Raw genomic sequence first — 25092 nt, 5'->3', positions numbered from 1 at the left:
GGGCTCTCGCCGTGTCATGCCGTCGCCAGGGACACCTCGGTCGCCTTGATCAGGGCGACCACGTCCGAGCCCACGAAGAGCCCGAGGTCGGCCACCGCGTCCTTGGTGATCGCCGCGGTCAGTTCACCGCCGTCGACGGTGATCTTGACGGTGGCCATGACGGTGCCGGTGGTGAGGCCGGTGACCGCGCCGGGAAGCTGGTTGCGGATCGACAGGCCCGCCACCCGCTGGGTGGCCAGGGAGACCTCGGTCGACTTCACCAGCGCGCGGACGGGCGAGCCGGGGGCGAGGGAGAGGTCCTCGGCGGACTCCTTGGTGATGGCCGCCATGAGGTGCTGGCCGCCGTCCAGACGGAGTTCGACGGTGGCCATGGCCTCGCCGGGGTGGACGGCGGTGACGGTGCCGGGGAGCTGGTTGCGGATGCTCAGGGTCATGGGCACTCACGGTAGAGCGCCCACCCGTTCAGGCCGGGTATGCGTGTGTCTGCGCCGCTTTGACCGTCGCCCAGACAGCGGCGCCCGGATGCAGATCCAGTTCGGCGGCGGCGACCGTGGTGAGATCGGCGGCGAGCGGGAGTTCGCCGGTGAGGTCGGCGCGGATCTGGTCGCCGTGCGTCTCCAGGCCGGCCACCTCGCAGCGCCAGAGGTTACGGGCGCTGGCGCCGGTGGGCCGGTCCCGGAAGAGGGTGACGGCGGACGGCGGGAAGGCCACGAACGCCGGGCCGGACAGCTCCTCCGTGGTCGTGATCGACGGGCCCGCGTCGAGTCGTACGGTGTGCCCGTCCGCCCGGCCTCGGTAGAGGTTGAGGCCGACGAGCTGGGCGATGTAGTCGGTGCGCGGATGGCGGGCGATGTCGGCGGGGCCGCCCTCCTGGACGACGCGGCCGTGTTCTATGACGACCAGCCGGTCGGCGAGCACCATGGCGTCCAGCGGGTCGTGCGTGACGAGTACGGCCACGGCCTCGAACTCGGCCAGGTGGCGGCGGAGTTGGGCGCGGACCTCCAGGCGGGTGCGGGCGTCCAGCGCGGCGAGTGGTTCGTCCAGGAGCAGCAGCCGGGGGTGGGTGGCCAGCGCGCGGGCCAGGGCCACGCGCTGGGCCTGACCGCCGGACAGGCGGCGCGGCTTGGCGCTCGCGTGGTCGGCCAGGCCCATGCGGTCCAGCCAGGCCGCGGCCTGCGCGCGGGCCTCCGCTTTGCCCGCGCCCCGGCAGCGGGGGCCGAAGGCGACGTTGTCCAGGGCGGAGAGGTGGGGGAAGAGCAGATAGTCCTGGAAGACGACGCCGACCGGGCGGGAATCCGGGGGAGTGTGCTCCAGCGCGGTGCCGTCCAGGCGGAGATGGCCGTCGGTGAGAGGGGTGAGACCGGCGAGGGCGCGCAGGGCGGTGGTCTTGCCGGCGCCGTTGGGGCCGAGGAGGGCGAGGACGTCTCCGGGGGCGGCGGTCAGGGCCACGTCGAGCTTGAAGGAGCCGCTGTCCACGACGAGCCGGGCGTCGAGTCCCTCGTCGCCCACGGTCCGGAGGCCGGCTTCGGGGGCGTCGATGTCGGTCATGGGTCTGTACGTTCGCACACGCCCCGGGTCGGCTGCCACGCTCACGCTCCCGTCAGCCAGCGGTCCCGCAACCCCGCCAGCACCGCGATCGACACCGCCAGCAGGACCAGGCTGAGGGCGATCGCGGCGTCGGGGTCGTTCTGCAGGGCCAGGTAGACCGCGAGGGGCATGGTCTGGGTGCGGCCGGGGAAGTTGCCCGCGAAGGTGATCGTCGCGCCGAACTCGCCGAGCGCACGCGCCCAGGCCAGGACCGCGCCCGCCGCGATGCCGGGCGCGATCAGCGGCAGGGTGACCCGGCGGAACGCGGTGAAGCGGGACGCGCCGAGCGTGCTCGCCGCCTCCTCGAAGCGCGGGTCGGCAGCGCGCAGGGTGCCCTCGACGCTGATGACCAGGAACGGCATCGCGACGAACGCCTCCGCGATCACGACGCCGGTGGTGGTGAACGGCAGCGTGATCCCGAACCAGGCGTCCAGCGACTTGCCGATCACGCCGTTGCGGCCGAGGGCCAGCAGCAGCGCCACACCGCCGACCACCGGTGGCAGCACGAGGGGCAGTGTCACCAGGGCCCGTACCAGGCCCCGGCCGGGAAACTCCGTACGGGCCAGGAGCCAGGCCAGCGGCACCCCCAGGACGAGGCTCACGGCCGTTGCCGCTGTGGCGCTGACCAGCGACAGCTGGAGCGCCTGCCACACCTCCGTGCTGGACAGCTGGTCCGGCAGGCTGCGCCAGGGCGCGCGGATGATCAGCGCGACCAGCGGCACCAGCAGGAACGCCAGAGCCAGCAGGCCCGGCAGCAGCAGCGGCAACGGCACCCCGCGCCGGCCCCCCGTGCCGACGCGGCGACGCCGCGGCCGGTCCGTGCGGGGACCGGTCGCGGCGTCGGGCTGGTGGAGCGAGGTCACGGCTTGAGGAACCCTGCCTCGCTGAGCACCTTCTGGCCCTCGGCGGACTGCACCAGGGCGATGAACGCCTTGGCCGTCTGGGCGTTCGGCGCGTTCTTCAGCAGGACGATCGGGTAGGCGTTGATCGCCTTGGCGGACTCGGGGAACTCCACGCCCTGCACCTTGCCACCCGCGGACTTCACATCGGTCTTGTAGACGACCGCAGCGTCGGCCTCCTTCAGCTCCACCTTGTTGAGAGCGGACTTGACGTCCTGCTCGTAGGAGACCGGGGTGAGCTTGAGCTTGGCGGCGTCCAGGACCTTCTGCGCGGCGGCGCCGCACGGCACGGTCTTGTCGCACAGCACGACCTTCAGGCCGGACTTGGTGAGGTCCTTCAGGGAGGACACCTTGCCGGGGTTGCCCGGCAGGGTGGCGATCTCCAGCTGGTTGCGCACGAAGGTGGCCGGGGTGCCGACCGCGTCCTGCTTGGCCGTCACGATCGCCATGGTCTTGGGGCTGGCGGCGGCGAAGACGTCCGCCGGGGCACCGCCGGTGATGCTCGCTGCGAGGGTGTCGCTGCCGCCGAAGTTGAAGCTGACCTTGGTGCCCGGGTGCTGCTGCTCGAACTCCTTGCCCAGGGTCGTGAAGCTCTCCTTCAGGGAGGCGGCGGCGAACACGGTGACGTCGCCGGACAGCTTCGGGGAGGCGGAGTTCGACGCGTCCGACTTCGCGTTGGACGAGTCCGAGGACGAGGAGCAGGCGCTGAGTGCCATCAGGGCGGCGGCTCCCGCACCGGCCAGCTGCAGCATGCGCCGGGTCCGGCGCACGGAACGGGTCATCACGGATCTACTCCTCAGGTTCTGTGGAACGACTGTCGCGCCCTGTCACGGCCGGAACCGCCGGCCGTGCGGCGATGATACTGCCGCATCTGCCAGCCGTAAGTCTCCTGTCTCATCGCATGAGCTGCGAACTCGTGACTTGTAGCTTGCATGTGCGTTTGCACGGTGCGCCGCGGCGGGTACCGTGCTGCGGGAGGTGGTCGCAGGTGACGCTCGCGGAACTCGCCCTGACCGGCGATCTGGCCCGCCCCGTCCGGCTGAGCGTGCCGGACCTGCTCCGCTGGCCGCAGCACCGGGTGGACGTCAGTTTCGAGTGCGCGACCAGCGGCATCCAGCACCACCGGTTCGCCGGCCCACGCCTGTACGACGTCCTCGCCGACGCGGGGCCCGGCTTCGACCCGGTGCACCGCAAGGACCGGCTCCGCTTCCTCATCGCCGTCACCGGGGCGGACGGCCACCACGCCCTGCTGTCCTGGGCCGAGATCGATCCGGACTTCGCGGACGCGCCCGTCCTGCTGGGCGTGTGCATCGACGACACCCCGCTGGACGCGGCAGGGCCCCAACTGGTCCTCCCGCAGGACCGGTGCGGGGCCCGGCACATCAGCGGGATCACGGCGATCCGGGTGGACGGCGGCTACCGCTGTGCCGCTCCAGCGCCCGCCACACCGGGTCACGCAGCAGGGGCACCTCGGTGAACCGCACGCCCGCGGCGGCGCCCGCGGGGCTCGGTGGCGCGCCTTCAGCCGTGCGGTCGTCGGTCCGTTGCCGGAGGCCGACACCGTGCACTACCGGGTGGAGCGCAACGGCAGCCGTGTGACGGGTCAGACGCGGTCGATGTGCACGTTGGTGGACTTCACGCGCGCGGTGGCCTCCATGCCGACCTCCAGGCCCAGTTCCTCGACGGCCTCCCGGGTCAGCAGCGACACCAGCCGGTGCGGGCCCGCCTGGATCTCCACCTGGGCCGCGACGTCACCGAGCTTGATCGCCGTCACGATGCCGGGGAAGGCGTTGCGGACGGAGGTGTAGGAGGCGTCCTCCTCGCCGGCGCCCGCCTTGGCCAGCTCGACCGAGAACGCGGCGAGATCCCTGCCGTCGACGAGCCGCCGCCCGGACTCGTCGCGATGGGTCGCCACCCGGCCCGCGTCGGCCCAGCGACGGGCGGTGTCCGGGCTCACGCCGAGCAGCCGTGCCGCCTGGCCGATCGTGTAGGACTGCATGCCGGTCACGATAGGGCCACGCCGGGGGAACCGTGGACATGGGGTTGGTCGTTGGGTATAACGCGATATAGCGTTAGTTCGTGACGGTGGCCCCCAACGGGGACGTGCCGAATCGGGGTGAAGGTATGGCGGCCGAGCTGCTGCACACGGAGATGTCGTCCGGGCTGCGTGCCTCGCACGCGGACCGGGACCGGGTGGTGGACGTGCTGTCGGGCGCCGCGGGCGACGGCCGGATCACGGCCGAGGAGCTGGACGAGCGTGTGGCGGCCGCGCTGTCCGCGCGCACGCTCGGCGAGCTGGCGGCGCTCACCGCCAATCTGCCGGACGCGGCCGGCGCCGTACCGGCCAAGGACGTCGTGCGGATCGAGCAGCAGAGCGCATCGGCCCTGCGCGCGGACGGCTGGGCGGTGCCGCGCCGCATGGAGATCGCGTCGGCCTGGGGAGACGTGACCCTCGACTTCTCCCGCGCGGAGATCACGCACGACACCCTCCGCATCGACCTCGACATGCGCGGCGGCACCCTGCGGCTGATCACCCGGCCCGGTGTCGTCGTGGACGCCGACGCGCTGATGATCGGCTACGGCAAGACCAAGGTGCGGTCCGCCGGTGATCCCGGGGTGCCGGCCGTGCTCCGCGTGGAGATACACGGCCGGCTCAGCCTGGGGTGTCTTGAGGTACGGCCGCCCCGGCGCTGGTTCCGAAGGTAGCCCGCCCCCGCCGCCTTCTGCCGCCGTTGGGGGCCGCCCGGTCTCAGCCGGTGTGCACCCGCGGCCGGCGTTCCCGGTTCGGTTCGGCCTCGCGCAGGACCTCGCGGGTGACCGGGGCGACCTCGCCCTGGCCGAAGAGGAAGAAGCGCAGGAAGTTGGCGAAGGGATTGCCCTCGGTCCACTCGAAGTAGATGTGCGGGGTGCAGCCCGTCATGTCGCGCGCATGGAGGAGGAGCGCGGCGAGGGCGTTGGGGATCGAGGAGGACTCCAGGGTCAGCACGCGGTAGCGGTCGTGCAGGACCTCGCCGCGTACGGTCACGCCCGCCTCGAACTCGGAGGGGTCGGTGACCGTGACCTCGACGAAGACGAAGTCCTCCTGCTCCGGCATGTCGTTGTCGGCCCGGATCTGCTCGACCTTGTCGCGGTACTCGGCCTTGTCGCGATGGCCGGGCTCGTTCGCGATGAAGCGTATCTTCCGGCTGGCCATGTCCCGGATGAAGCGTTCCGCCATCGGGTCCAGAGTCAGACTGGTCACGCGCAGTTCGAAGGCACGGGCGAGCCGGGACAGCAGCGAGACCAGGATGATGCCGACGATGAAGCAGGCGCCGATCTTCACACCGTCCGGGCGCTCGATCACGTTCACCACGGTCGTGTAGAGGAACACGGCGGAGATCACGGCGAACCCGATGGTCCACTTGCGCTGCCCCGCCTTGCGCGCGGCGATGGTCACCGCGATCGCCGCGGAGCTGATGAGCACCAGCACACCGGTGGCGTAGGCGCCGCCCTGCGCGTCGACGTTGGCGTCGAAGAGCCAGGTGACCAGGAAGGCGATGAGGGTGAAGACGATGACCATCGGGCGCACGGCGCGGGCCCAGTGCGGGGCCATGCCATAGCGGGGCAGATAGCGCGGCATCAGGTTCAGCAGACCGGCCATCGCGGAGGCGCCGGCGAACCACAGGATGGCGATGGTCGAGATGTCGTAGACCGTGCCGAAGGCGCCACCGAGGTATTCGTGCGCGAGGTAGGCGAGCGCGCGGCCGTTGGCCTTGCCGCCGGTCTTGAACTCGTTCGCCGGGATGAGCAGCGTGGTGATGAAGCTGGACGCGATCAGGAAGGCGCTCATGATCAGCGCGGCCGTGGTGAGCAGCTTCTTCGTGTCCCGGATCCGGCCGGTCGGCTTCTCCTCGGTGTCGTCCGGATCGCCCTGGACGTGCGGCATGACGGCGACGCCGGTCTCGAAGCCGGACAGGCCGAGCGCGAGTTTGGGGAAGACGAGCAGGGCCAGGCCGATCATCACGAAGATGTTGCCGTGCTGCGCGGTCAGCGCGCTGGACCAGTCGGTGATCACATGGCCCGCTGTGACCACGTGGTAGAGGCCGACGATCACCACGACGACGTTCAGCGCGAGGTAGACGCCGACCAACGCCGTCGCGACGCCGATCGCCTCCAGGAAGCCCTTGAGGAACACCGCGCCCAGCAGCGCCACCAGGATCAGGGTGATCAGCATCTGCTGTCCGTGCAGGGCGCTGGACAGGTGCGGGTTCTCGATCAGGTGGGTGGAGGCGTCGGCGGCCGACAGCGTTATGGTGATCAGGAAGTCGGTGGCGGCGAAGCCCAGCAGCGTGAGCACGAACAGCTTGCCCTGCCAGAAGGACAGCAGCCGCTCCAGCATGGCGATGGAGCCCTCGCCGTGCGGGCTCTCCTCGGCGACCCGGCGGTACACCGGAAGCGCGCCGGCCAGGGTGACGATGACGAGGACGATGGTCGCGATCGGCCCCAGCAGTCCCGCAGCGAGCGCCGCGATGCCCGGCTGGTAGCCGAGGGTGGAGAAGTAGTCGACACCGGTCAGGCACATGACGCGCCACCAGCGCTGGCCCTTGTGCGGGGGTTCCGGCTCGGCGTGAGGCCCGGTGTGGCCGCCGTGCTTGCCCATGTCGGAGAGCCCCTCCAGCATCCAGTTGCGCAAGCGACTGGGAGGGGGGTGCTCGGTCGTGGCCATCAGTGGGCTCCTGTGTGCGGCTCAGCTTGTTTCCGGCCATCACGCGGATGGCGGGCACCAGCGTATGCAGAGAGTGACGCCTGGGCCCACGGATCTGGGGTGGGCGAGCGTCAATCTTGCGTTAAGAATGGCGCGGGAGCGGCAGAGCTCCATCAAGAAGGGGAGGCCGGAGAGGTTCGCCGGGGGCACGGCCGCCCGGTCGACGGCCCGTGGTTCGGAGCCGGGGGCGGCCACCGAGTGTCACTTGTTCCATACGGAGGCCCGGAACACCGCCCGGGCCGTCTCCCCGGTCGAGGCGGCGGGCGAGGCCGCGCAGGACGGTCGTGCCGCACAGGGGGGGCGCCGGCGGTCTCGGACACCCGGGCGCCCGCGTCGAGCAGATGCCACAGGTCCGGGTTGCGGAACAGGACCTCGGGCTCGAGCCGACCGCCCGGTCGATGAGGAGCAGCAACCCGAGCAGCACGGCCGCGCACCGGAGCGACGCACGCACATCCGCTGCCCAGGCGCGGTCGCAGTGCTCTGACGGCAGGCGGCCCGTTCTTGACGCAACCCCTGCGCGCCCGGCGCATCAAGACCCTGCATTCCGCATCAGGACCGCTGGGCTCGGCGGCGCCTCATCGCGCCGGGGTGGGCCTCACAGACGCCGGATGTCCATGCGCAGATGCCACGTGTTGCGCCGGTGGACGGACAGCAGCTCCGACTCCAGCGGGGACGGGGGCACCGCGAGCACCGGGCAGACCGCGTGCGCCAGGCAGTGCCGGGAGACGCGGCCCGAGAAGGCACGCTGCAGACCGCGCCGGCCCGCGCCCACCACCAGGACGTCGTTGTCCCGGTCCGCGGTCGCCACCAGCGCCGGGCCGGCGGCGCCGCGGACGACGACGGCGTGCATCGGCACACCGGGGGCGTCCCCGCCGAAGATCTCCTCCAGTACCGAGGCCAGCCGCTGTCCGGCCAGCCGCTGCCAGTCCTCCACCAGCAGACCGGCAGCGGGGGAGCGGCGCGCGGCGGGGTCACCGCCCGGCGGCTCCCAGGCCAGCACCGGCCACAGTTCCGCGCCCAGCCGGCGGGCCAGCGCGGTGGCCCGCCGCAGGGCCGTGACGCTGCCCAGGGAGCCGCTCACACCGACCACCACCCGAGCCGTCGTCGAGGCGTCGTAACCGGACATCACTCCACCGTTCCTCGCGGGCGACGCCGGGGCGTCTCGAGCGCGGACGTGCCCGCCCTGCAAGGCCCTTGCTTCCTTCCATCCCACTCCCGTACCGGCGATTCGACCAGTGGGGCGGAGGTGTCTTTTCCACGGCGGCCGGCACGCCCGCTCGCGAAGACTCGGTGCCGCAGTCGAAACTTTCGAGCACCAGTTGGGGGCGAACCGTGCGAACCTATGACAACCCAGTCCTACCCGGCTTCCACCCCGACCCGAGCGTGTGCCGGGCCGGGGACGACTACCGGCGTACCAGGCGCTGCGGGACGCGCTCCGACAGCGCCCGGCTACGGACCGTAGCCGGCCCTGGACGCACATCGGGGCCGGTGCGCACCGGATGGGTGCGGCCGGCCCCTCGGGTCGTTCGCCCGCGCTCCGCTCAGGCGGCGGTCATCACATGCTCCGCACCCAGCGGGCGGTGCGGAGCGATGATCCGGCCGTCGGGCAGCAGCTCACCGGTGTCCTCGAAGAGCAGGACGCCGTTGCACAGCAGACTCCATCCCTGCTCCGGGTGGTGCGCCACGAGACGGGCGGACTCCCGGTCGGCGGACTCGGCTGGCGGACACGGCGGCTGGTGCTGGCACATGGGTGGGATCTCTCGCTCTGTCGTGGTCATGGCCGTCCCCCGTGGTGATAAGTCGGTCGGAACCCAGTGTTGCCTTCTCGGCGTCATTCCGCAGGGATTTCGCAGCACCGCTTCTCACAGGTCATGACGCGTCACCCGCGCGGACGGTTCAGTCCAAGTGCACTGTCACTTCGGGTGGTTCGCAGTGGCCGGATCGGGCTAGTCCCTGCAGGCCAGACCCCTGACATGAACGTACCCCGCTTCCCTTGCGGGCAAGCGGGGTACGTGGGCGGCCGGTCAGGCGGGCGAGCCCAGCACGGGCGGGCCGAGCAGCGGCAGCGGAGTCGCACGATGGGTCAGCACCGGAAGCAACTCGGTCACCCGGAACAGGCGGTGCGCCGGTATGCCGGGCGGCGCCGGCGCCAGTGGGACGAGCAGATCGGTGCCGGCCGGGTGTCCCTCGGCTCCGTCGGCGGTGAGGTCGCCGTGCAGCCACAGGGTGAGCATGTACAGGCCGGGCACGGAGAGCAGCCGGGCCTGGTACGGCTGTTGCAGCGCCTCCGCCTGCTGCAGGGCGCGCTCGGTGGAGGGGACGTAGGGGCCCTCGAAGAAGTGCGAGAAGGCCCAGCCGTCCGGGGTCAGCATGGTGTCCGCCGCGGCCACCGCCCGGTCGCCGCAGCGGATCAGGAAACGCCAGCCGGCCAGCCGGGTCGCGGACAGGCCCGGTGCGGTGATGCGGTCCAGTACGTGCACGGGCAGCGGGAGTTCGGGGGTCGTCGGCCCCTGCGCGGCTCGCAGGGAGGGGGTGCGGGCCTCACGCACCGCGGTGGGGGAACCGAGGGCGGTGAGGACGGAACGCAGGGCAGGCGCGGGGGCAGGGGGCACGTGCAGCGGCATGTGGGTCGCCTCTCTCGTTCGACAGGCGCGGCGGCGCGAGGAGGGGTGGGGCGGACGGCGCTGTCTGCTCACGGGAAGGCCGGAAGGGTGGAGGCCCGGGTCGGTGAACATGGGTGCGGCTCGGCCTGCCGCCCGTCTTCGGGACGGCCTGAACACGGCGGGAACCAGGACCGAGGCGTCAACCTTCTGCCTTGTGGGCGGAGTTTATATGACGCATGTTCGGCCGTTGTTTCGTCTAGCTCATTTCGGGAAGTCGCGCAAGGCGGTAATGCGCCGACGATTTGCGGGACTCCTCCCGGTTTCCGAACCGTCCCGCCGCTGCTGACCTCGTAATACGCACCGGTAACGGTCGGCCGAATGTCGTCGGCGTTTTTCACGAGGTGCCGGGGGAACCCGAAGTGCAGGCTGACGCATGCCCCGTGAATGTGCCGCGGGGAACATTCCGACAGAGTAGCGGCTGCCCGGCTCGCGCGGGGCGTTATCGATCGCTTTCCACGGGGCATCATCCCCCGTACCCGGGAGCCCGGCGGCCGGACCGCCGGCCCGCCCATCCGAGGAGGGACACTTCGATGGGGGAGAAGGTCGTGGCGGGGCAGTTCGACCTGTCCGATCGCCAGCGCTACCGCGAAAAGCTCCAGAAGTGCCTCGTGGGACTGGAGCGACTGTTGCGGGAGAAGCGATTCGATCGTCCCAAGAACCTCATGGGAGTCGAGATCGAATTGAATCTCGCCGGGCCGGACGGTATGCCGAAAATGTTGAACGGGCAGGTGCTGGAGCGCATCGCGAGCCGGGATTTCCAAACAGAACTCGCCATGTTCAATCTGGAAGTCAACATAGCCCCACACCGTTTGGGCGGACGCGTATTCGACCGGCTCGCCGAGGAACTGCGCACCTCGCTCGCCTACGCCGACCGCAAGGCGGGCGAGGTGGACGCCGGCATCGTCATGATCGGCATCCTGCCCACGCTCGACCGCGACGACCTGGTCTCCTCCAACCTCTCCGAGGCGGACCGCTACACCATGCTCAACGACCAGATCGTGGCCGCGCGCGGCGAGGACTTCCGGCTCGACATCGAGGGCGTGGAACACCTCGTGTGCACCTCGAAGTCGATCGTCCCCGAGGCCGCGTGCACCTCCGTACAGCTGCATCTGCAGGTCACTCCGGCCCGGTTCGCGGACGTGTGGAACGCGGCGCAGGTGGCGTGCGCCGCGCAGATCGCCGTCGGGGCCAACTCTCCGTTCCTGTTCGGTCACGAGCTGTGGCGTGAGTCCCGGCCCCCGCTGTTCCTGCAGTCCACCGACACCCGCCCGCCGGAGCTCCAGGCCCAGGGCGTACGGCCGCGCACCTGGTTCGGCGAGCGGTGGATCAGCTCCGCCTACGACCTGTTCGAGGAGAACCTGCGCTACTTCCCGGCGCTGCTGCCCATCTGCGACGACGAGGAGCCACTGGAGGTCGTGGAGGCGGGTGGCACGCCCCGACTGGCCGAGCTGGTGCTGCACAACGGCACGATCTACCGCTGGAACCGGCCGGTGTACGGCATCGCCGACGGCGTTCCGCACCTCAGGGTGGAGAACCGGGTGCTGCCGGCCGGGCCGACCATCACCGACGTGATCGCCAACGCGGCCTTCTACTACGGCCTGGTCCGCGCCCTCGCCGAGGAGTCCCGCCCGGTGTGGACCCGGCTGCCCTTCGCCGCAGCGCAGGCCAACTTCGACGCCGCGTGCCGGTACGGCATCGACGCGCGGTTCGTGTGGCCCCGGCGGGGACGCTACGGCGGCACGGGCGAGGTCGACGCGGTCACCCTGGTCCGCGACGAGCTGCTGCCGCTGGCCTCGGCCGGGCTGGACGCGTGGGGCGTGGAACCGGCCGACCGGGACCTCTACCTGGGCGTCATCGAGGAGCGCTGCCGGCGCCGGGTGAACGGGGCGTCCTGGCAGGCGGCCACGTTCCACCGGCTCCTGGAACAGGGCCTGACCCGCGAGGCCGCGCTGGCCGCCACGACGCGGCGCTACGCCGAGCTGATGCATGTGGGGGAGCCGGTGCACATGTGGCCGGTGGGGCTGCCGGAGGCGGTGCCTCTCGGCTGACCAGCGGGCGGACGGCGAAGCTGCCAAGATCCTCGGCCGCTACGCGGTGCTTATCTCCTTCTGCGATCCTTGCCAGGCAGAGGTGGGCCAGGGGCCCATGAGCCGGATGGAGGCAGGGGTGCAGGTGGAGGCTGACTCGGTGGCCGGTGCCGGGGCGCGGGAGCGCGACCCGCGGCGCATCCTGCGGGACGAGACGCTGCTCGTCCTGGCGCTGTCGCTGGGCGCGAGCGGGGTCTCCGCCCTGATCAGCTTCATCGGCGCGGTCACCAAGCCGGGCGGCCTGAAGGACCAGGCGGCCACCCTCAACGCCTCGGCCGCGCCCGGCCGACCCTGGCTCGACCTGGCCTGGCAGCTGTTCGGCATCGCCAGCGCGCTGGTCCCCGTCGCCCTGGTCGCCCATCTGCTCATCCGCGAGGGCGGCAGCCTGCGCACCCTCGGCTTCGACCGCACCCGGCCCTGGCCCGACCTGGGCCGTGGTGCCGCGATCGCGGCCGTGATCGGCAGCACCGGGATCGCCTTCTACCTGGCCGCCCGCGGCCTCGGCTTCAACCTCACGGTCGTGCCCGAGGCGCTGCCGAACGTCTGGTGGAAGTTCCCGGTACTGATCCTGTCCGCCGTGCAGAACGCGGTCCTCGAAGAGGTCATCGTCGTCGGCTATCTGCTGCGCAGGCTGGGCCAGTTGGGCTGGACCCCCGGGACCGCGCTGGTCGCCAGCGCGGTCCTGCGCGGCTCGTACCACCTCTACCAGGGCGTCGGCGGCTTCATCGGCAACATGGTCATGGGCGTGGTGTTCGTGTACCTGTACCGCCGCTGGGGACGGGTCGGTCCGCTGGTCGTCGCCCACTCCCTGCTCGACATCGGCGCGTTCGTCGGCTATGCCCTGCTCGCGGGCAGGGTGGGCTGGCTGCCGACGGCCTGAGCGCCGGGGTCACGCGTGCAGTTCGCCCTCGATCACCGTGACCGCGCGGCCGGTGAGCAGGGTGCGCTCGCCGCGCAGGCCGGTGCGCACCAGCCCGGTGCGGCGGGAGGCCTGCAGCCCGGTGAGGTCCTCGCGACCCAGGCGCGCGGACCAGTGCGGGGCGAGCGCGGTGTGGGCGCTGCCGGTGACCGGGTCCTCGTCGATGCCGACGTTCGGGAAGAAGCAGCGGGAGACGAAGTCGTAGCCCCGGGACGGGTCGTCGGCGCGGGCCGTGGCGATGATGCCGCGCGCGGAGTAGGCGCCGAGGGACTTGTGGTCCGGTGCGAGGCCGAGGACCGTCTTCTCGTCGGCCAGCTCCAGCAGCAGGTCGCCGACGTTCGGGCCGGTGTCGAAGGCGGCGAGCGGCTGTGCGCCGAGGGCCTCGGCGACCCCGGCCGGGATCTCGGCCGGGGTGAGCGGGGCCGTCGGGAAGTCGAGGGTGATGGAGCCGTCCTGGGCGGGCGTGGCGATGAGCACGCCGCTGCGGGTGGCGAACCGCGCCGGGCCCTCGTGGGCGCCGGTGGTGTGCAGGACGTGGGCGGTGGCGAGCGTGGCGTGCCCGCACATGGCGACCTCGGCGACGGGCGTGAACCAGCGCAGCGCCCAGTCCGCCTCGCCGCCCTCGGGCAGCCGGTGGGCGAACGCCGTCTCGGCGTGGTTGACCTCCATGGCGACGTTCTGGAGCCAGTCGTCGTCCGGGAAGACGTCGTCCAGGAGCAGGACTCCGGCCGGGTTGCCGGCGAAGGGGCGGTCGGTGAAGGCGTCCACGATTCGAATGCGCATGACGCCGACGCTAATGGCGCGACGGCCGGCCGCCCAAGGCCAATTCACGAACCCTGGCATGTCTTGCGCACGATCGCGGCCCGCGGCCTTGTCCAGGGGGCGAGTTGGGCGACTCCGAACGAGCGCGCTCGATGCCGTCGAGGGTGCGACGCATGGACGCCGAGCAGCCCCGTGTCTCCTCAGCCAGCGGTGGTCGGCGGTTCTGCAATGCCGATGAAGTTCCCGGCTTTGGTCTGGATGTTGACTGACCACCCCAGCGCGGTGAGGTCGTCCGTGAGGGTCTGGGCATCGTGGAACACCTTCACGATGCGGTACTGGCTGCCGTCGTGGAGCCGACGCAGCGCTGCTGGGATCGGCTGGTTCGCGAGGACTTCCTCGTATGCGGCTGCGGCTGGGCCGTCGTCGATGAAGATCGCTTTGCCGCCCGGCGCGAGTGCGGCCGAGACGGTGTTCCAGAAGCCGGGCAACCGCGTCGGGGGGACATGGGAGAGCCAGAAGGCGAAGAACACGGTGTCGTAGCGTCGCGGCGGCTGCCACTCGAACAGGTCGGCCTCGATGAACTGGACGGTGGGGGATGCGGTGCGCGCCCGAGCGAGGGCCAGCACTTCGGTTGCCGCGTCGACGGCCGTCACCGAACGTGCCCGTGCGGCAAGCCTCGGGGTCCACTGGCCCGTTCCGCAGGCCAGCTCCAGCACATCCCCGGCGATCGGCAGGTCATCGACGACGGCCAGCAATTGCTGCAGGGCTTCGTACTCCGCGTATTGCCGGTCGTATTCGGCCGCGGCGGCCCTGTAGTAGGCCCTCTGCTCTGCCAGGAGAGCGTCGTCATCCATGCGGGTTCCTCTCATCCGGGCTCGGTCAATGCCAGTCACGCTCAGCTCGCCGACCTTGGTTGCAGACGCGGACGCGGTGCACGCTGAGGGGCTTGTCATGCGATCGGTTCCGATATATCGTTGAGGCATCGCGAACGATACGAGATGCATACGTGACAGATCATCGATGGAATGGAGTGATCGCGATGCGCACCCATGGATACGAGCACGGACATCGGCACGAGGGCCCCGGCCCGCGGGGCATGGGTGGATTCGACCGGCGGCGGGCCGCCTTCGGGCCCTTCGGCCCGGGCGGCCCGGGGTTCGGCCCCGGCGGCCCCGGTTTCGGGGCAGGCCCCTGGGGGCCCCGAGGGCGCGGTGGACCAAGGGGGCGGGCGCGGCGCGGTGATGTGCGGGCCTCGATCCTGGCCCTGCTCAAGGACCGTCCCATGCACGGCTACGAGATGATCCAGGAGATCGCCGAACGCAGCGGCGGCGCGTGGAAGCCCAGCCCCGGCTCGGTCTACCCCACGCTCCAGCTGCTGGAGGACGAGGGCCTGATCGCCAGCGAGAGCGGGGGCGGCAAGAAGCTGTTCGCGCTCACCGAGGACGGGCGCGCCGCCGCCGACGAGGGCCCGGACGCCCCCTGGGAGGAGGCCTCCCGCGGGGTCGACTGGGAGGCCCTCGGTGAGATCCGCCAGGCCGGCTTCGGTCTGATGGAGGCCTTCAGCCAGGTCTGGAAGACCGGCAGCAAGGAACAGCGCGAAAAGGCGCTGGCCGTCATCAACGACGCCCGCAAGAAGCTGTACCTGATCCTCGCCGACGAGCACTGAGGCTCGTACGACGGACCGGGCGCCCCGTGCGACACCGCGCGGGGCGCCTTCGCGCGCCCGGACTCAGGCGACCAGGCCGGCCAGCTTGCGCAGCGACTCGTTCAGCGCGGCCGTCGCCGAGTCCTTCAGCTTGCCCGCCATCAGCGACACCGCCGCGCCGGTGAACTCGCCGTCGATCCGGACGGACGTGGCGTCGCCGTCGGGCGTGAGGGTGTAGCGGGTGGCGACCGTCACCGCCATCGGGCCCTTGCCCCGGATGGCGAACACCCGGGCCGGCTCCAGCTCCTCGATGGTCCAGTCGACCTCGGCCGGGAAGCCCATCAGCTTCATGTTCTCCTGGAAGGTCCCGCCCACGGCCAGGCTCTGCGGGCCCCCGTTGGGGAAGCTGGTGTGGGTGGCGTTCCACTCCCCGTACGACGACCAGTCGGTGAGCTGGGCCCACACCTTCTCGGCCGGTGCCTGGATGCGTGCCTCCGCGCTGACTTCGGCCATGGGACCACCCCTTCGGATCGGGCGTAGCGGGCTAAGGTGTCGCGGAACGTAGCCGCAGGGGTGCGAACATTCAATACTGATGAACCGTCAGGAATTCCGAGCGCCGGTTCCGTAAGTGAATCTCCTCCGTAAGGATGAGATCCCGAACGCCCAGGTCCACTCTGTGTGGGACGCGAAGATGGTTCCGCTCGTGGATGACCCGGCCCGTTGAGGCTGATGGGGTAGGGGTTGTGCAACCCCGTACAGCCCACTGGACCGCCCATGACGAGGCGGCGCACCCGGACGACGATGCCGTGCTCGGCGCCGAGCTGGCAGCGGTGATCGCCGGTGCGCGCCGGAGGGCCGTCCGGGACGGGGACCGCCAGACCGACACCGCCCATCTGCTGCACTCCCTCCTGGAGCACGATCCCGAGGTGCGCGCCGCGGTCGGCGGCCCGCAGCACCTCGCCCGGCTGCTCGGCTACCTCGTGCAGCGCAGCATCGGCTACGGGCTGCGCTGGCAGGGCAGCGTCGAGGACTCCGGCGCGCTCGCCGTCGTCCCCGCCGCGGTCGTGCCCCGCGCCCGCGAGCCGAGGGACGCCGCCGGCTGGTCGCCCACGGCCGCCGCCGCCCTCGCCGCCGCCCGCGAGCGGGCCCGGCTGCGCGGCGAGCCCCGCGTCACCGGCATCGACCTCCTTGCCGCGCTCACCGCGGACCCGGGCGCGCGGGCCGTCGAGGTCCTCGGACGTGCCGGCATCCGCGAGCTGAACACCCCGGCCGAACCCGGGTCGGACGAGTACGCCGGCGACGGCGGCCCGATTCACTGACACCGGCGGACGTCCAGCCCCTGAGACAGGTGTCAACGGGGATGACGCTCCTGTCGTCGCCTGTCATCATGTGCCCGTGCATACGTCAGAGAGCAGTCAGGGCAGCCGCGGCAAGGGCGTCGGGCTCGGTCTCGCGCTCGCCTCGGCACTGGCCTTCGGCGGGTCGGGAGTGGCCGCCAAGCCGCTGATCGAGGCGGGACTCGACCCGCTCCACGTGGTCTGGCTGCGCGTGGCCGGCGCCGCCGTCGTCATGCTGCCCGTCGCCGTACGGCACCGCGCGCTGCTGCGCCGCCGTCCCGCCCTGCTCGCCGGGTTCGGACTGCTCGCCGTCGCCGGCGTCCAGGCCTGCTACTTCGCCGCGCTGTCCCGTATTCCGGTGGGCGTGGCGCTGCTCGTCGAGTACCTGGCCCCCGCGCTGGTGCTCGGCTGGGTCCGGTTCGTGCAGCGGCGGCCCGTGACGCGCGCCGCCGCGCTCGGCGTGGTCCTCGCGGCCGGCGGTCTCGCCTGTGTGGTGGAGGTCTGGTCGGGGCTGAGCTTCGACGCGCTGGGCCTGCTGCTCGCGCTCGGCGCCGCCTGCTGCCAGGTCGGCTACTTCGTCCTGGCCGACCACGGCGGCGACGCGGGCGACGAGGCACCCGACCCGCTCGGCGTCATCGCCTACGGCCTGCTCGTCGGCGCCTTCGTGCTGACGGTCGTCGCCCGCCCGTGGAGCATGCGCTGGTCGGTGCTGACCGGCTCCGCCGACATGAACGGCACCGCCGTACCGGCCCTCGCGCTGCTGGGCTGGATCGTGCTGATCGCCACCGTCGTCGCGTACGTCACGGGCGTGCTGTCCGTGCGCCGGCTGTCCCCGCAGGTCGCCGGCGTCGTCGCCTGCCTGGAGGCGGTCATCGCGACCGTGCTCGCCTGGGTGCTGCTCGGCGAACACCTGTCGGCGCCCCAGGTCGCCGGTGGCGCGGTCGTCCTGGTCGGCGCGTTCATCGCCCAGTCCTCGACCCCCGCGAAGGGCTCCGCCGAGCCGGTGGCCGCGGGCGGTGCCGAAAGGGAGCTGTCGGCCCGCGGTACGGCTGCCTGAGGCGCGTCTCCGGGACCACCGGCCCCGCGCGGGTGCGCGCAGGGCCGTACGGTGCTCGCCCGCAGACGACGTCCGCGCGCCCCGCCGAAGCGGGCCGGCCACGCTCGGCGCGGGCCCCGTCCTCCTCGCGCTCGGCACCCTGCTCCTGCTCGGCGCGGGCGCGGGCCTCGCGGTGGGTGAGGCCGCGGGGGCGGCGGTCGGGCGGCGGTTCCGGTGCGGCGCCCTGTCCGTTTCCTACAGCGCCTTCAGGTAGGCCGGCAGGTCGACGCCCGGTGTCAGGTCGGCGTTGGGGACCGGCGCGGCGTAGCCCTTCTGCAGCGGGACGACGCCGGCCCAGTGCGGCAGGACGAGGTCCTCCGGCTCGTCGTTCGCGCCGCCGGTGCGGACCTTGGCCGAGACCTCGTCCAGGTCGAGCCGGATCACCGCGGTGGCGGCCAGTTCCTTCTTGTTCGCGGGCCGGGAGTCGGCGGCGCGGCCCGGCACGACGTGGTCCACCAGCGCGTCCAGGGCCAGCCGCCGCTCGTTGGGGTCGGTGACCTGGTGCGCGACGCCGTGCACCACCACGGAGCGGTAGTTGATGGAGTGGTGGAACGCGGACCGGGCCAGCACCAGCCCGTCCACATGGGTGACCGTCAGGCACACCGGCAGCCCCGGGTCGGTCTCGCCGGTCATCCGCAACGGGCGGGAACCGGTGGATCCGTGCACGTACAGCCGCTCGCCGACCCGGCCGTACAGGGTCGGCAGCACCACCGGGGCACCGTCGCGGACGAAGCCGAGGTGGCAGACGTACCCCTCGTCGAGTATCGCGTGCACCAGTTCCCTGTCGTACGACGCACGGTCCGCGGAGCGCGTGGGCACGGTGCGCTCGGTCGGGGTGTAGGCGGCGGCCCGGGCTTCCTCGGTCGTCCCCTGCATGACGGTTCCTCCATGGGCGAGCAACGGCGATCTGGCGATCTTGCGTTCCTGTATTGCACTAGTGCATACTGTTCTTTGTGCTAGGAGAGTATCCCATCGACGGGCGCGGCGCAGCCGAGATCGCGGCCAGCGTCGAGCGCGCGGTCGGCGCCGGTGAGCTGGGGCCGGGTCAACCGCTTCCTCCCATGCGGGAGTTGGCGACCCGGCTCGGGGTGAACCCGAACACCGTGGCGGCCGCCTACCGCACCCTGCGCGAGCGCGGGGTGATCGAGACGGCAGGCCGCCGGGGCAGCCGGGTCCGGCCCAAGCCGGCCACCACCGGCCGCGAGGAACTGCGGGTGGAGGTCCCCGCCGGGGGCCGCGACCTGGCGGCCGGCAACCCCGACCCGGCCCTGCTGCCCCGTCTCGCCCCGGCCCTCGCCGCGGCGGCACAGGAGGGCGACCGGCGGCCCGTCCTCTACGGCGACGACCCGATGGACCCGGAACTCGTCCGGACGGCCCGCGCCGAACTCGACGCCGACGGCGTCCCGGACGGCCCGCTGACCGTGACCTCCGGCTCCCTCGACGCCATCGAGCGCGTCCTCGCCGCGCACCTCAGAGCGGGCGACGCGGTCGCCGTCGAGGACCCCGGCTGGGGCAGCGTCCTCGACCTGGTCCCGGCGCTGGGCCTGCGCACCGTCCCGGTCGGCATGGACGACGACGGGCCGCGCCCCGAAGACCTGCGCCGGGCCCTGGAGTCCGGGGCCCGCGCGCTGATCGTCACCGACCGCGCGCAGAACCCGACCGGTGCCTCGGTGACCGCCCCACGCGCGCGTGCCCTGCGCGCGGTGCTGCGCGAGCACCCGGGAACCCTGCTGATCGAGGACGACCACGGCCACGGCATCGTCGACCTCCCGCTGCATCCGCTCGCGGGCGTCACTCACCACTGGGCCGTCGTTCGCTCCGCCTCCAAGGCCTACGGCCCCGACCTGCGGGTGGCCGTCGTCGCCGGCGACCCGGTCACCGTGGACCGGGTACGCGGCCGCCAGCGCCTCGGCCCGGGCTGGGTGAGCCTGCTGCTGCAGCGGGCCGTGGCCCGCCTGTGGTCCGAGGGCGCGGTGGACCGGTCGGCGGTGGCGAAGGCATACGCCGCCCGGCGGGACGCGCTGGTCGACGCGCTGGCGGAACGCGGAGTCGCCGCCCACGGTCGCAGTGGCATGAACGTGTGGGTACCGGTCCCCGACGAGACCGGCGCGGTGGCCCGCCTGCTGCAGGCGGGCTGGGCGGTGGCACCGGGGGCCCGCTTCCGCCTGAACAGCGGCCCGGCGATCCGCATCACGATCTCGACCCTCACCGAGGAGGACATCGGCCTCCTGGCGGACGCGGTGGCAGCAGCGGTACGACCATCACCGGCGCGCGTCTATGGCTGAGGCGGAGCCGCACATCGATACAGTCCCGCGCCTCCCCATCAGGCGTTCTTGCGCCGCACCTGAGTGAGCGCGGCCCCCGCAAGAACGATCACCGCTCCCACCGGGGTGGTCCACCGCAGCGACTCCCCGAGAATCGCCACACCGGCCGCCGTGGCGATGACCGGGATGAAGTACGTGACCATCTGCGCGGTCGTCGGGCCGACCTCGGCGACCAGGCCGTACTGGATCAGCACCGCCAGCCCCGTGCCCAGCGCGCCCAGCGCGGCGATCGCGAGCAGCGGTACCGGCGAGACATGCGTGGGAAACCCGGCGAACAGCGGGGTGACGACCGCCAGCTGAAGCGTCGCAAGCAGCAACTGCGCGCCCGTCATGGACAGATGGGAGTTGCCCGTACCCGCGAGCGTCCGCCGGACGTAGATCCAGCCCACCGGGTAGCTCAGCGAGGCCAGCAGGGCCATGGCCGTACCCGTCGCGTCGAGCCCATGGAAGCCCTGCCACGCGCCCAGGACCGTCAGCACCCCGAGGAACCCCAGCCCGAGCCCGGCCACGCGGACCCGGGTCGGCCGGTCCTCGGAGAGGGCGACCAGCGACAGAGCCATGCCCCACAGGGGCGACGTGGCGTTGCAGATGCCGGCCAGCGTGGACGGGATCGTCAGCTCGGAGTAGGCGAAGAGCGAGAACGGGAGCGCGTTCAGGAAGAACGCGGCGACCGCCATACGGCCCCACAGCCGGGCCCCGCGCGGCAGCTTCTCCCGCTTGACGGCCATCGCCGCCGCCAGCACCGCCGTACCGAACACCAGACGCCCGAGGGTGACCTGGAAGGGCGCGTAGTCCTCTGTGCCGACCTTGATCAACAGGAAGCTGAAGCCCCAGATCAGGGACAGCGCGCCGAAGCGGAGTCGCCAGTCGAGGCGGGCGCGGGGACGGGCGGGGGCGGGGGACTGGGTCGTGGGTGCGGTGGCCGTACTCATGGCCCCAAGGATGCTGGTGGCAACCTCGTAGCACAATCGACATTTCCCACCTGGTACCTCTTAGAATCCCTTACATGTTGAACCTGGAGCGCCTGCGCACCCTGGACGCCCTCGCCCGGCACGGCTCGGTGAGCGCGGCCGCGGACGCGCTGCACGTCACCACGTCCGCCGTCTCCCAGCAGCTGGGCAAGCTGGAGCGCGAGATCGGCCAGCAGCTGCTCGCCAAGAACGGCCGGGGGGTGCGGCTCACCGACGCCGGCCGACTGCTCTCGGAGCACGCGGCACGCATCCTGTCGCAGGTCGAGCTCGCCGAGTCCGACCTGGAGGCGCATCGCGGGCAGGTCGTCGGCGAGTTGAGGCTGTCCGCGTTCCCGACCGCCGCTCGCGGGCTCTTCCCGGTCGCGCTCGGCGCGCTGCGGGCCCGGCATCCCGGGCTGCGCGTGCGCTCCAGCGAGCTGGAGCCGGAGCAGGGCATCGCGGCCGTCGTGCGGGGCGATCTCGATCTCGCGGTGGTCCTGGACTGGTACAACAAGCCGATGCCCGTGCCCGACGGCCTGGTCAAGGCACCCCTGCTGGACGACCCGGCCGAGGTCGCCATGCCGGCCGGGCACCGGCTCGCCGACCGGGACGAGGTGGACCTCACCGAGTTCGCCGAGGACGAGTGGATCACCTGGGGCGAGGGCGAGTTCTGCCACGAGTGGCTGATGTTCACCCTGCGGTCCAAGGGCGTCGAGCCGATCGTCGGCCACCGCGCGGGCGAGACCCACACCCAGCTCGGCCTGGTCGCCGCCGGACTGGGTGTGTGCATCGCGCCGCTGCTGGGCCGGCATCCCGTCCCGGAGGGCGTGGTCCTCGTGCCGCTCAAGCAGCGGGTGCGCCGGCACGTGTACGTGGTCTGGCGAGCGGACGCCGACCGCCGCCCCTCGATCCGGGCGGCGGTGGAGGCCCTGCGCGCGGCCGCACAGAAGGTCGGCTGAGTCCTACGGCGACCCCAGCTTGCGGAAGTCCCAGGAGACGATCTTCTCCGGGGTCAGCCGGGCCCAGGCGTGGCGGCCGTCGTGCGGCATCTCGTCCAGCCCGAAGTTCTTCCGTGCGAACAGCGTCTCGGGCGTGTCGAGTTCGGCGCACAGCTCCCCGGTGCGTGGCACCTCTCCCACGAACTCCACCCGGCCGGACAGCTCGACGCCGCGCAACTGGTCGTACTCCTCGCCCGAGTCGACCACGACGGCCACCCGCGGATCGCGGCGCAGCTGGGCCCAGCGCCTGCTGCGCACCACCGAGTACAGCCACAGCGAGGTGCCGTCCCAGGCGAACCAGAGCGCGCTCACATGCGGCGCGCCGTCCGCCGAGACGGTCGCGACCCGGCAGGTGCGCTGACTGGTGAGGAACTCGTCCAGCTCGCCGGGCGTCATCATGATCTTCCGGCCCCGGCGCTGCTCAGTGACGGTCATGCGGCCCCCTCTTCTCCCACGTCGTGCCAGAGAACTATGGTGTCCTGGTGATCCTCTGACATCACGTCAGAAAAGAGAACAGGCCGGTTTCAACGGGATCGCTTCAAGGGGGCGCGCCATGCCGTCGTACGAACAGCTCAGCGAACTCCTCGACCCCGTGAGCACCGTCCTGCTCACCGTGGAGTGCCAGCAGGGGGTCGTCGGCCCGGACAGCGCGCTGCCCGAACTCGCCCGCGAGGCCCGCTCCTCCGGTGCGCTGCGCAATGTGGCCCGGCTGGTCGCCGCCGCCCACGAGACCGGTGTCCAGGTGGTCCACGCGATCGCCGAGCGCCGCCCGGACGGCCGGGGCGCGAGCCGCAACGCCCGGCTGTTCCGGGCCGCCGAGCGGCTTCCCGTGCAGCAGCTGAGCGGCAGTACGGCGGTGCGGGTCGCGCCCCCGATCGAGGTCGCCGAGGAGGACCTCGTCGTAAGACGGCTGCACGGCCTGTCCCCGATCCACGGCACCGACGTCGACGCCCTGCTGCGCAACCTCGGCTGCCGCACCCTGATCGTCACCGGTGTCTCCGCCAATGTGGCGATACCCAACGCGGTGTTCGACGCGGTCAACCTGGGCTACACCGCCGTCGTCCCGGCCGACGCCGTCGCGGGGGTGCCTGCCGAGTACACCCCCGCGATGATCCGGCACACCCTCGCGCTGGTCGCCACGGTCTCGACCACCGACGAAGTGCTCGGCTGTCTGAAACGGCCGCGCCCACGCGCCTGAGCCGGCTCAGGCCAGCTTGATCTCGTCACCGGAGACGGTGATCTTCGCCGCGGGCAGCGGCTGGGTGGCGGGGCCCTGCTTCACACTTCCGTCCTCGGCGGAGAAGTGGCTGTTGTGGCACGGACAGACGATCACGCCGTTCGCCACGCTGCCGACCGCGCACCCCTGATGGGTGCACTTGGACGAGAACGCCTTGAACGTGCCCGCCGCCGGCTGTGTGACCACCACGCCCTGGTCCTTGAAGACCTTCCCGCCACCCTGGGGGATGTCGGAGGTCTTGGCGAGCGCGGCGCCCCCGGCGGAGCCGCCGCCGTTCTGCGACGCTCCCGTGGAGCCGGTCGTGCCGGAGGAACCGGACCCGGTGTTGGCCGTGTCGGACGAGCTGTTGTCGCCGGAACCGCAGGCGGTCAGCGCGGCGGCGAGCCCCGCCGCTCCGGCCGCCGCCACCACCGTGCGGCGGGCCGGTCCGGCGAGGGGCTGGGACGAGGCGCTGGTCATGTGGGATTCCCTTCCGCGGAGCTTCTCGTGATCCGTCCAGGGGTACGGCGCCCGGGCGCCGCCCGTTCAGACGGGCAGCCAGATCCTTGCCGTCCGGGCATGAGACGGCCGTAAGCGCCGGCTGTGGGCTCGCTGTCGGCCGCCACCAGTAACCTGGGGCGATGCTCAAGGAAGTCACCGCGACCCGCTACGTCACGCCGCTGCGTGAGGGAGGCTCGCTGCCGGGGCTCGTCGAGGCCGACGACTTCGGGACCTACGTCCTGAAGTTCACCGGTGCCGGACAGGGCCGCAAGACACTGGTCGCCGAGGTGGTGTGCGGCGAACTCGCCCGCCGCCTCGGATTCCGGATGCCCCGCCTGGTCACCGTCCAGCTGGACCCGGTCCTGGGCCTCGGCGAACCCGAACAGCAGGTGCAGGACCTGCTCAGGTCCAGCGGCGGCAGCAACCTCGGCATGGACTTCCTCTCCGGCGCCCTCGGCTACGACCCGCTTGCCTTCCCGGTGAGCCCCGAGGAGGCGGGCCGGATCGTCTGGTTCGACGCGCTGATCAACAACGTGGACCGGTCCTGGCGCAATCCGAACCTCCTGGTGCACCGCGGCGAGCTGTGGCTCATCGACCACGGCGCGACCATGATCTGGCACCACAACTGGCCCTCCGCCGAGACCTCCGCGGCCCGCCCCTACGACGCCGCCGACCACGCCCTCGCCCGCTTCGCCCCGGACGTCGCCGCCGCCGCGGCGGCCCTGGCACCCCGGGTCACCGAGGACCTGCTCGCCGAGGTCACCGCCGAGATCCCGGACGCCTGGCTCACCGACGAGCCCGGCTTCGACACCCCGGACGACCTGCGCCGGGCCTACGCCCGGCCGCTGCTCGCGCGGGCGGCCGTCATCGCCGAGCGCATCACCGGCATCGAGGGGACCAAGTGAGCCAGACCCACATCCACATGGCCGGTCATGTCACCGAGCGGCACATCACCCGGGCGGGCCAGGGCGGCGACCGGGACGTGTTCGAGTACGCGCTGCTCAGGGTCGTACCGCGCGTGGAGCGCGGCGAGTGCATCAACGCGGGCGTCGTCGTCTACAGCCGCGCGCGCGGATACGTCGGCGCCCGTACCCATCTGGACGAGGGCCGGCTGCTCGCCCTGGACCCGGAGGCGGACGTGGCCGGGATCCGGGCGGCGCTCGGTGCGATCGAGCGCCACTGCGCGGGCGGCGAGGAGGCCGGGCAGGCCGCCGGGGACGACGCCGGGCGCCGCTTCCGCTGGCTGATCGCGCCCCGCTCGACCATCGTCCAGCCCGGTCCCGTGCATACCGGCCTGACCACCGACCCGGCCGCCGAGACGGAGCGGTTGCTGGACCTCTTGGTGAGGTAATGGATCACACGCA

28 protein-coding genes are annotated in these 25092 nt (G+C 72.0%); 12 read left to right on the top strand and 16 right to left on the bottom strand.

What is annotated here, in order from left to right; all coding sequences use genetic code 11:
• Positions 1-14 precede the first annotated feature (14 nt).
• The 4 genes from ACZ5NH_RS34825 to modA are packed head-to-tail and all read right to left on the bottom strand — an operon-like array spanning position 15 to position 3268.
• Positions 15-434: a TOBE domain-containing protein gene (locus tag ACZ5NH_RS34825; protein WP_468781021.1), complete on the bottom strand. Its 420-nt coding sequence runs from the start codon at positions 432-434 to the stop codon at positions 15-17.
• Positions 435-462: 28 nt separating this feature from the next.
• The gene (locus ACZ5NH_RS34820) at positions 463-1548 is read right to left on the bottom strand and encodes an ABC transporter ATP-binding protein (protein ID WP_468781019.1); all 1086 of its coding nucleotides are present in this window, start codon (positions 1546-1548) and stop codon (positions 463-465) included.
• 41 nt (positions 1549-1589) lie between these two features.
• Positions 1590-2450 (bottom strand): molybdate ABC transporter permease subunit, encoded by an 861-nt coding sequence (modB, locus tag ACZ5NH_RS34815; protein ID WP_388632411.1) that lies wholly within the window; start codon positions 2448-2450, stop codon positions 1590-1592.
• Positions 2447-3268 carry a molybdate ABC transporter substrate-binding protein gene (gene modA / locus ACZ5NH_RS34810; RefSeq protein ID WP_468781017.1) on the bottom strand — a complete coding sequence of 274 codons (822 nt, stop codon included), beginning with the start codon at positions 3266-3268 and terminating at the stop codon, positions 2447-2449. The genes modB and modA overlap by 4 nt, the downstream gene beginning before the upstream one ends.
• A gap of 206 nt (positions 3269-3474) precedes the next feature.
• Here modA and ACZ5NH_RS34805 point away from each other — a divergent pair, with 206 nt between their 5' ends.
• Complete coding sequence (locus ACZ5NH_RS34805) at positions 3475-3963, top strand: molybdopterin-dependent oxidoreductase (RefSeq protein WP_468781015.1); 489 nt, start codon at positions 3475-3477, stop codon at positions 3961-3963.
• Between the two features lie 126 nt (positions 3964-4089).
• Here the strand turns inward: ACZ5NH_RS34805 and ACZ5NH_RS34800 are convergent, their stop codons facing one another.
• The gene (locus ACZ5NH_RS34800) at positions 4090-4485 is read right to left on the bottom strand and encodes a TOBE domain-containing protein (RefSeq protein WP_388632418.1); all 396 of its coding nucleotides are present in this window, start codon (positions 4483-4485) and stop codon (positions 4090-4092) included.
• Between the two features lie 80 nt (positions 4486-4565).
• On the opposite strand from ACZ5NH_RS34800, the gene ACZ5NH_RS34795 reads away from it, so the two are divergent.
• Positions 4566-5192, top strand: a complete 627-nt coding sequence (locus tag ACZ5NH_RS34795) for a DUF1707 SHOCT-like domain-containing protein (RefSeq protein WP_468781013.1) — start codon at positions 4566-4568, stop codon at positions 5190-5192.
• Positions 5193-5235: 43 nt separating this feature from the next.
• Here ACZ5NH_RS34795 and ACZ5NH_RS34790 read toward each other — a convergent pair whose 3' ends face one another.
• The 4 genes from ACZ5NH_RS34790 to ACZ5NH_RS34775 all read right to left on the bottom strand — a co-directional run bounded on the left by ACZ5NH_RS34790 (position 5236) and on the right by ACZ5NH_RS34775 (position 9854).
• Positions 5236-7191, bottom strand: coding sequence for an APC family permease (locus ACZ5NH_RS34790; protein WP_468781011.1), 1956 nt, complete (start codon positions 7189-7191; stop codon positions 5236-5238).
• Between the two features lie 634 nt (positions 7192-7825).
• Positions 7826-8356, bottom strand: a complete 531-nt coding sequence (locus ACZ5NH_RS34785; protein WP_450985482.1) for a universal stress protein — start codon at positions 8354-8356, stop codon at positions 7826-7828.
• A 415-nt stretch (positions 8357-8771) separates the two neighbouring features.
• Positions 8772-8978 (bottom strand): DUF5999 family protein, encoded by a 207-nt coding sequence (locus ACZ5NH_RS34780; protein WP_067045924.1) that lies wholly within the window; start codon positions 8976-8978, stop codon positions 8772-8774.
• A 276-nt stretch (positions 8979-9254) separates the two neighbouring features.
• On the bottom strand, positions 9255-9854 hold the full coding sequence (locus ACZ5NH_RS34775; protein ID WP_450985486.1) for a hypothetical protein: 600 nt from the start codon (positions 9852-9854) through the stop codon (positions 9255-9257).
• A 569-nt stretch (positions 9855-10423) separates the two neighbouring features.
• Between ACZ5NH_RS34775 and ACZ5NH_RS34770 the strand changes: the two genes are divergently transcribed.
• Both ACZ5NH_RS34770 and ACZ5NH_RS34765 read left to right on the top strand, forming a co-directional pair.
• A complete protein-coding gene (locus ACZ5NH_RS34770; RefSeq protein ID WP_468781008.1) occupies positions 10424-11941 on the top strand; it encodes a glutamate-cysteine ligase family protein in 1518 nt (505 codons plus the stop codon).
• A 106-nt stretch (positions 11942-12047) separates the two neighbouring features.
• Positions 12048-12860 carry a CPBP family intramembrane glutamic endopeptidase gene (locus tag ACZ5NH_RS34765; protein ID WP_468781045.1) on the top strand — a complete coding sequence of 271 codons (813 nt, stop codon included), beginning with the start codon at positions 12048-12050 and terminating at the stop codon, positions 12858-12860.
• A 9-nt stretch (positions 12861-12869) separates the two neighbouring features.
• On the opposite strand, the gene ACZ5NH_RS34760 is transcribed toward ACZ5NH_RS34765, so the two are convergent.
• Both ACZ5NH_RS34760 and ACZ5NH_RS34755 read right to left on the bottom strand, forming a co-directional pair.
• On the bottom strand, positions 12870-13682 hold the full coding sequence (locus ACZ5NH_RS34760; protein ID WP_468781006.1) for a PhzF family phenazine biosynthesis protein: 813 nt from the start codon (positions 13680-13682) through the stop codon (positions 12870-12872).
• 179 nt (positions 13683-13861) lie between these two features.
• Positions 13862-14515 carry a class I SAM-dependent methyltransferase gene (locus ACZ5NH_RS34755; RefSeq protein WP_468781004.1) on the bottom strand — a complete coding sequence of 218 codons (654 nt, stop codon included), beginning with the start codon at positions 14513-14515 and terminating at the stop codon, positions 13862-13864.
• A 185-nt stretch (positions 14516-14700) separates the two neighbouring features.
• On the opposite strand from ACZ5NH_RS34755, the gene ACZ5NH_RS34750 reads away from it, so the two are divergent.
• Positions 14701-15327, top strand: coding sequence for a PadR family transcriptional regulator (locus ACZ5NH_RS34750; protein WP_388632441.1), 627 nt, complete (start codon positions 14701-14703; stop codon positions 15325-15327).
• A 63-nt stretch (positions 15328-15390) separates the two neighbouring features.
• Here the strand turns inward: ACZ5NH_RS34750 and ACZ5NH_RS34745 are convergent, their stop codons facing one another.
• A complete protein-coding gene (locus tag ACZ5NH_RS34745; RefSeq protein WP_388632444.1) occupies positions 15391-15819 on the bottom strand; it encodes a type II toxin-antitoxin system Rv0910 family toxin in 429 nt (142 codons plus the stop codon).
• A gap of 230 nt (positions 15820-16049) precedes the next feature.
• On the opposite strand from ACZ5NH_RS34745, the gene ACZ5NH_RS34740 reads away from it, so the two are divergent.
• Positions 16050-16625, top strand: coding sequence for a hypothetical protein (locus ACZ5NH_RS34740; RefSeq protein WP_468781002.1), 576 nt, complete (start codon positions 16050-16052; stop codon positions 16623-16625).
• A gap of 70 nt (positions 16626-16695) precedes the next feature.
• Entirely contained in the window at positions 16696-17700 is a 1005-nt protein-coding gene (locus ACZ5NH_RS34735) for an EamA family transporter (RefSeq protein WP_388632450.1), read from the top strand.
• 234 nt (positions 17701-17934) lie between these two features.
• On the opposite strand, the gene ACZ5NH_RS34730 is transcribed toward ACZ5NH_RS34735, so the two are convergent.
• Positions 17935-18615, bottom strand: coding sequence for a pyridoxamine 5'-phosphate oxidase family protein (locus ACZ5NH_RS34730; RefSeq protein WP_468780999.1), 681 nt, complete (start codon positions 18613-18615; stop codon positions 17935-17937).
• Positions 18616-18692: 77 nt separating this feature from the next.
• Here ACZ5NH_RS34730 and ACZ5NH_RS34725 point away from each other — a divergent pair, with 77 nt between their 5' ends.
• Complete coding sequence (locus tag ACZ5NH_RS34725) at positions 18693-20024, top strand: aminotransferase class I/II-fold pyridoxal phosphate-dependent enzyme (RefSeq protein WP_468780997.1); 1332 nt, start codon at positions 18693-18695, stop codon at positions 20022-20024.
• 38 nt (positions 20025-20062) lie between these two features.
• Here ACZ5NH_RS34725 and ACZ5NH_RS34720 read toward each other — a convergent pair whose 3' ends face one another.
• On the bottom strand, positions 20063-20995 hold the full coding sequence (locus ACZ5NH_RS34720) for a DMT family transporter (RefSeq protein WP_388632459.1): 933 nt from the start codon (positions 20993-20995) through the stop codon (positions 20063-20065).
• A 74-nt stretch (positions 20996-21069) separates the two neighbouring features.
• Here ACZ5NH_RS34720 and ACZ5NH_RS34715 point away from each other — a divergent pair, with 74 nt between their 5' ends.
• The gene (locus ACZ5NH_RS34715; protein WP_388632461.1) at positions 21070-21972 is read left to right on the top strand and encodes a LysR family transcriptional regulator; all 903 of its coding nucleotides are present in this window, start codon (positions 21070-21072) and stop codon (positions 21970-21972) included.
• Between the two features lie 3 nt (positions 21973-21975).
• Here ACZ5NH_RS34715 and ACZ5NH_RS34710 read toward each other — a convergent pair whose 3' ends face one another.
• On the bottom strand, positions 21976-22446 hold the full coding sequence (locus ACZ5NH_RS34710) for a pyridoxamine 5'-phosphate oxidase family protein (protein WP_450985495.1): 471 nt from the start codon (positions 22444-22446) through the stop codon (positions 21976-21978).
• Positions 22447-22564: 118 nt separating this feature from the next.
• Between ACZ5NH_RS34710 and ACZ5NH_RS34705 the strand changes: the two genes are divergently transcribed.
• Complete coding sequence (locus ACZ5NH_RS34705) at positions 22565-23209, top strand: cysteine hydrolase family protein (protein ID WP_468780994.1); 645 nt, start codon at positions 22565-22567, stop codon at positions 23207-23209.
• A 6-nt stretch (positions 23210-23215) separates the two neighbouring features.
• Here ACZ5NH_RS34705 and ACZ5NH_RS34700 read toward each other — a convergent pair whose 3' ends face one another.
• Positions 23216-23707 carry a Rieske (2Fe-2S) protein gene (locus tag ACZ5NH_RS34700; RefSeq protein WP_468780992.1) on the bottom strand — a complete coding sequence of 164 codons (492 nt, stop codon included), beginning with the start codon at positions 23705-23707 and terminating at the stop codon, positions 23216-23218.
• Positions 23708-23868: 161 nt separating this feature from the next.
• On the opposite strand from ACZ5NH_RS34700, the gene ACZ5NH_RS34695 reads away from it, so the two are divergent.
• Entirely contained in the window at positions 23869-24633 is a 765-nt protein-coding gene (locus ACZ5NH_RS34695; protein WP_451553296.1) for a HipA family kinase, read from the top strand.
• The gene (locus ACZ5NH_RS34690) at positions 24630-25079 is read left to right on the top strand and encodes a DUF3037 domain-containing protein (protein WP_468780989.1); all 450 of its coding nucleotides are present in this window, start codon (positions 24630-24632) and stop codon (positions 25077-25079) included. Before ACZ5NH_RS34695 ends, ACZ5NH_RS34690 begins: the two co-directional genes overlap by 4 nt.
• The last annotated feature ends 13 nt before the right edge of the window (positions 25080-25092 follow it).

The sequence above is a fragment of the Streptomyces sp. NPDC031426 genome, from assembly GCF_055581585.1.
This window is presented reverse-complemented; position numbering and strand designations above follow the sequence as displayed.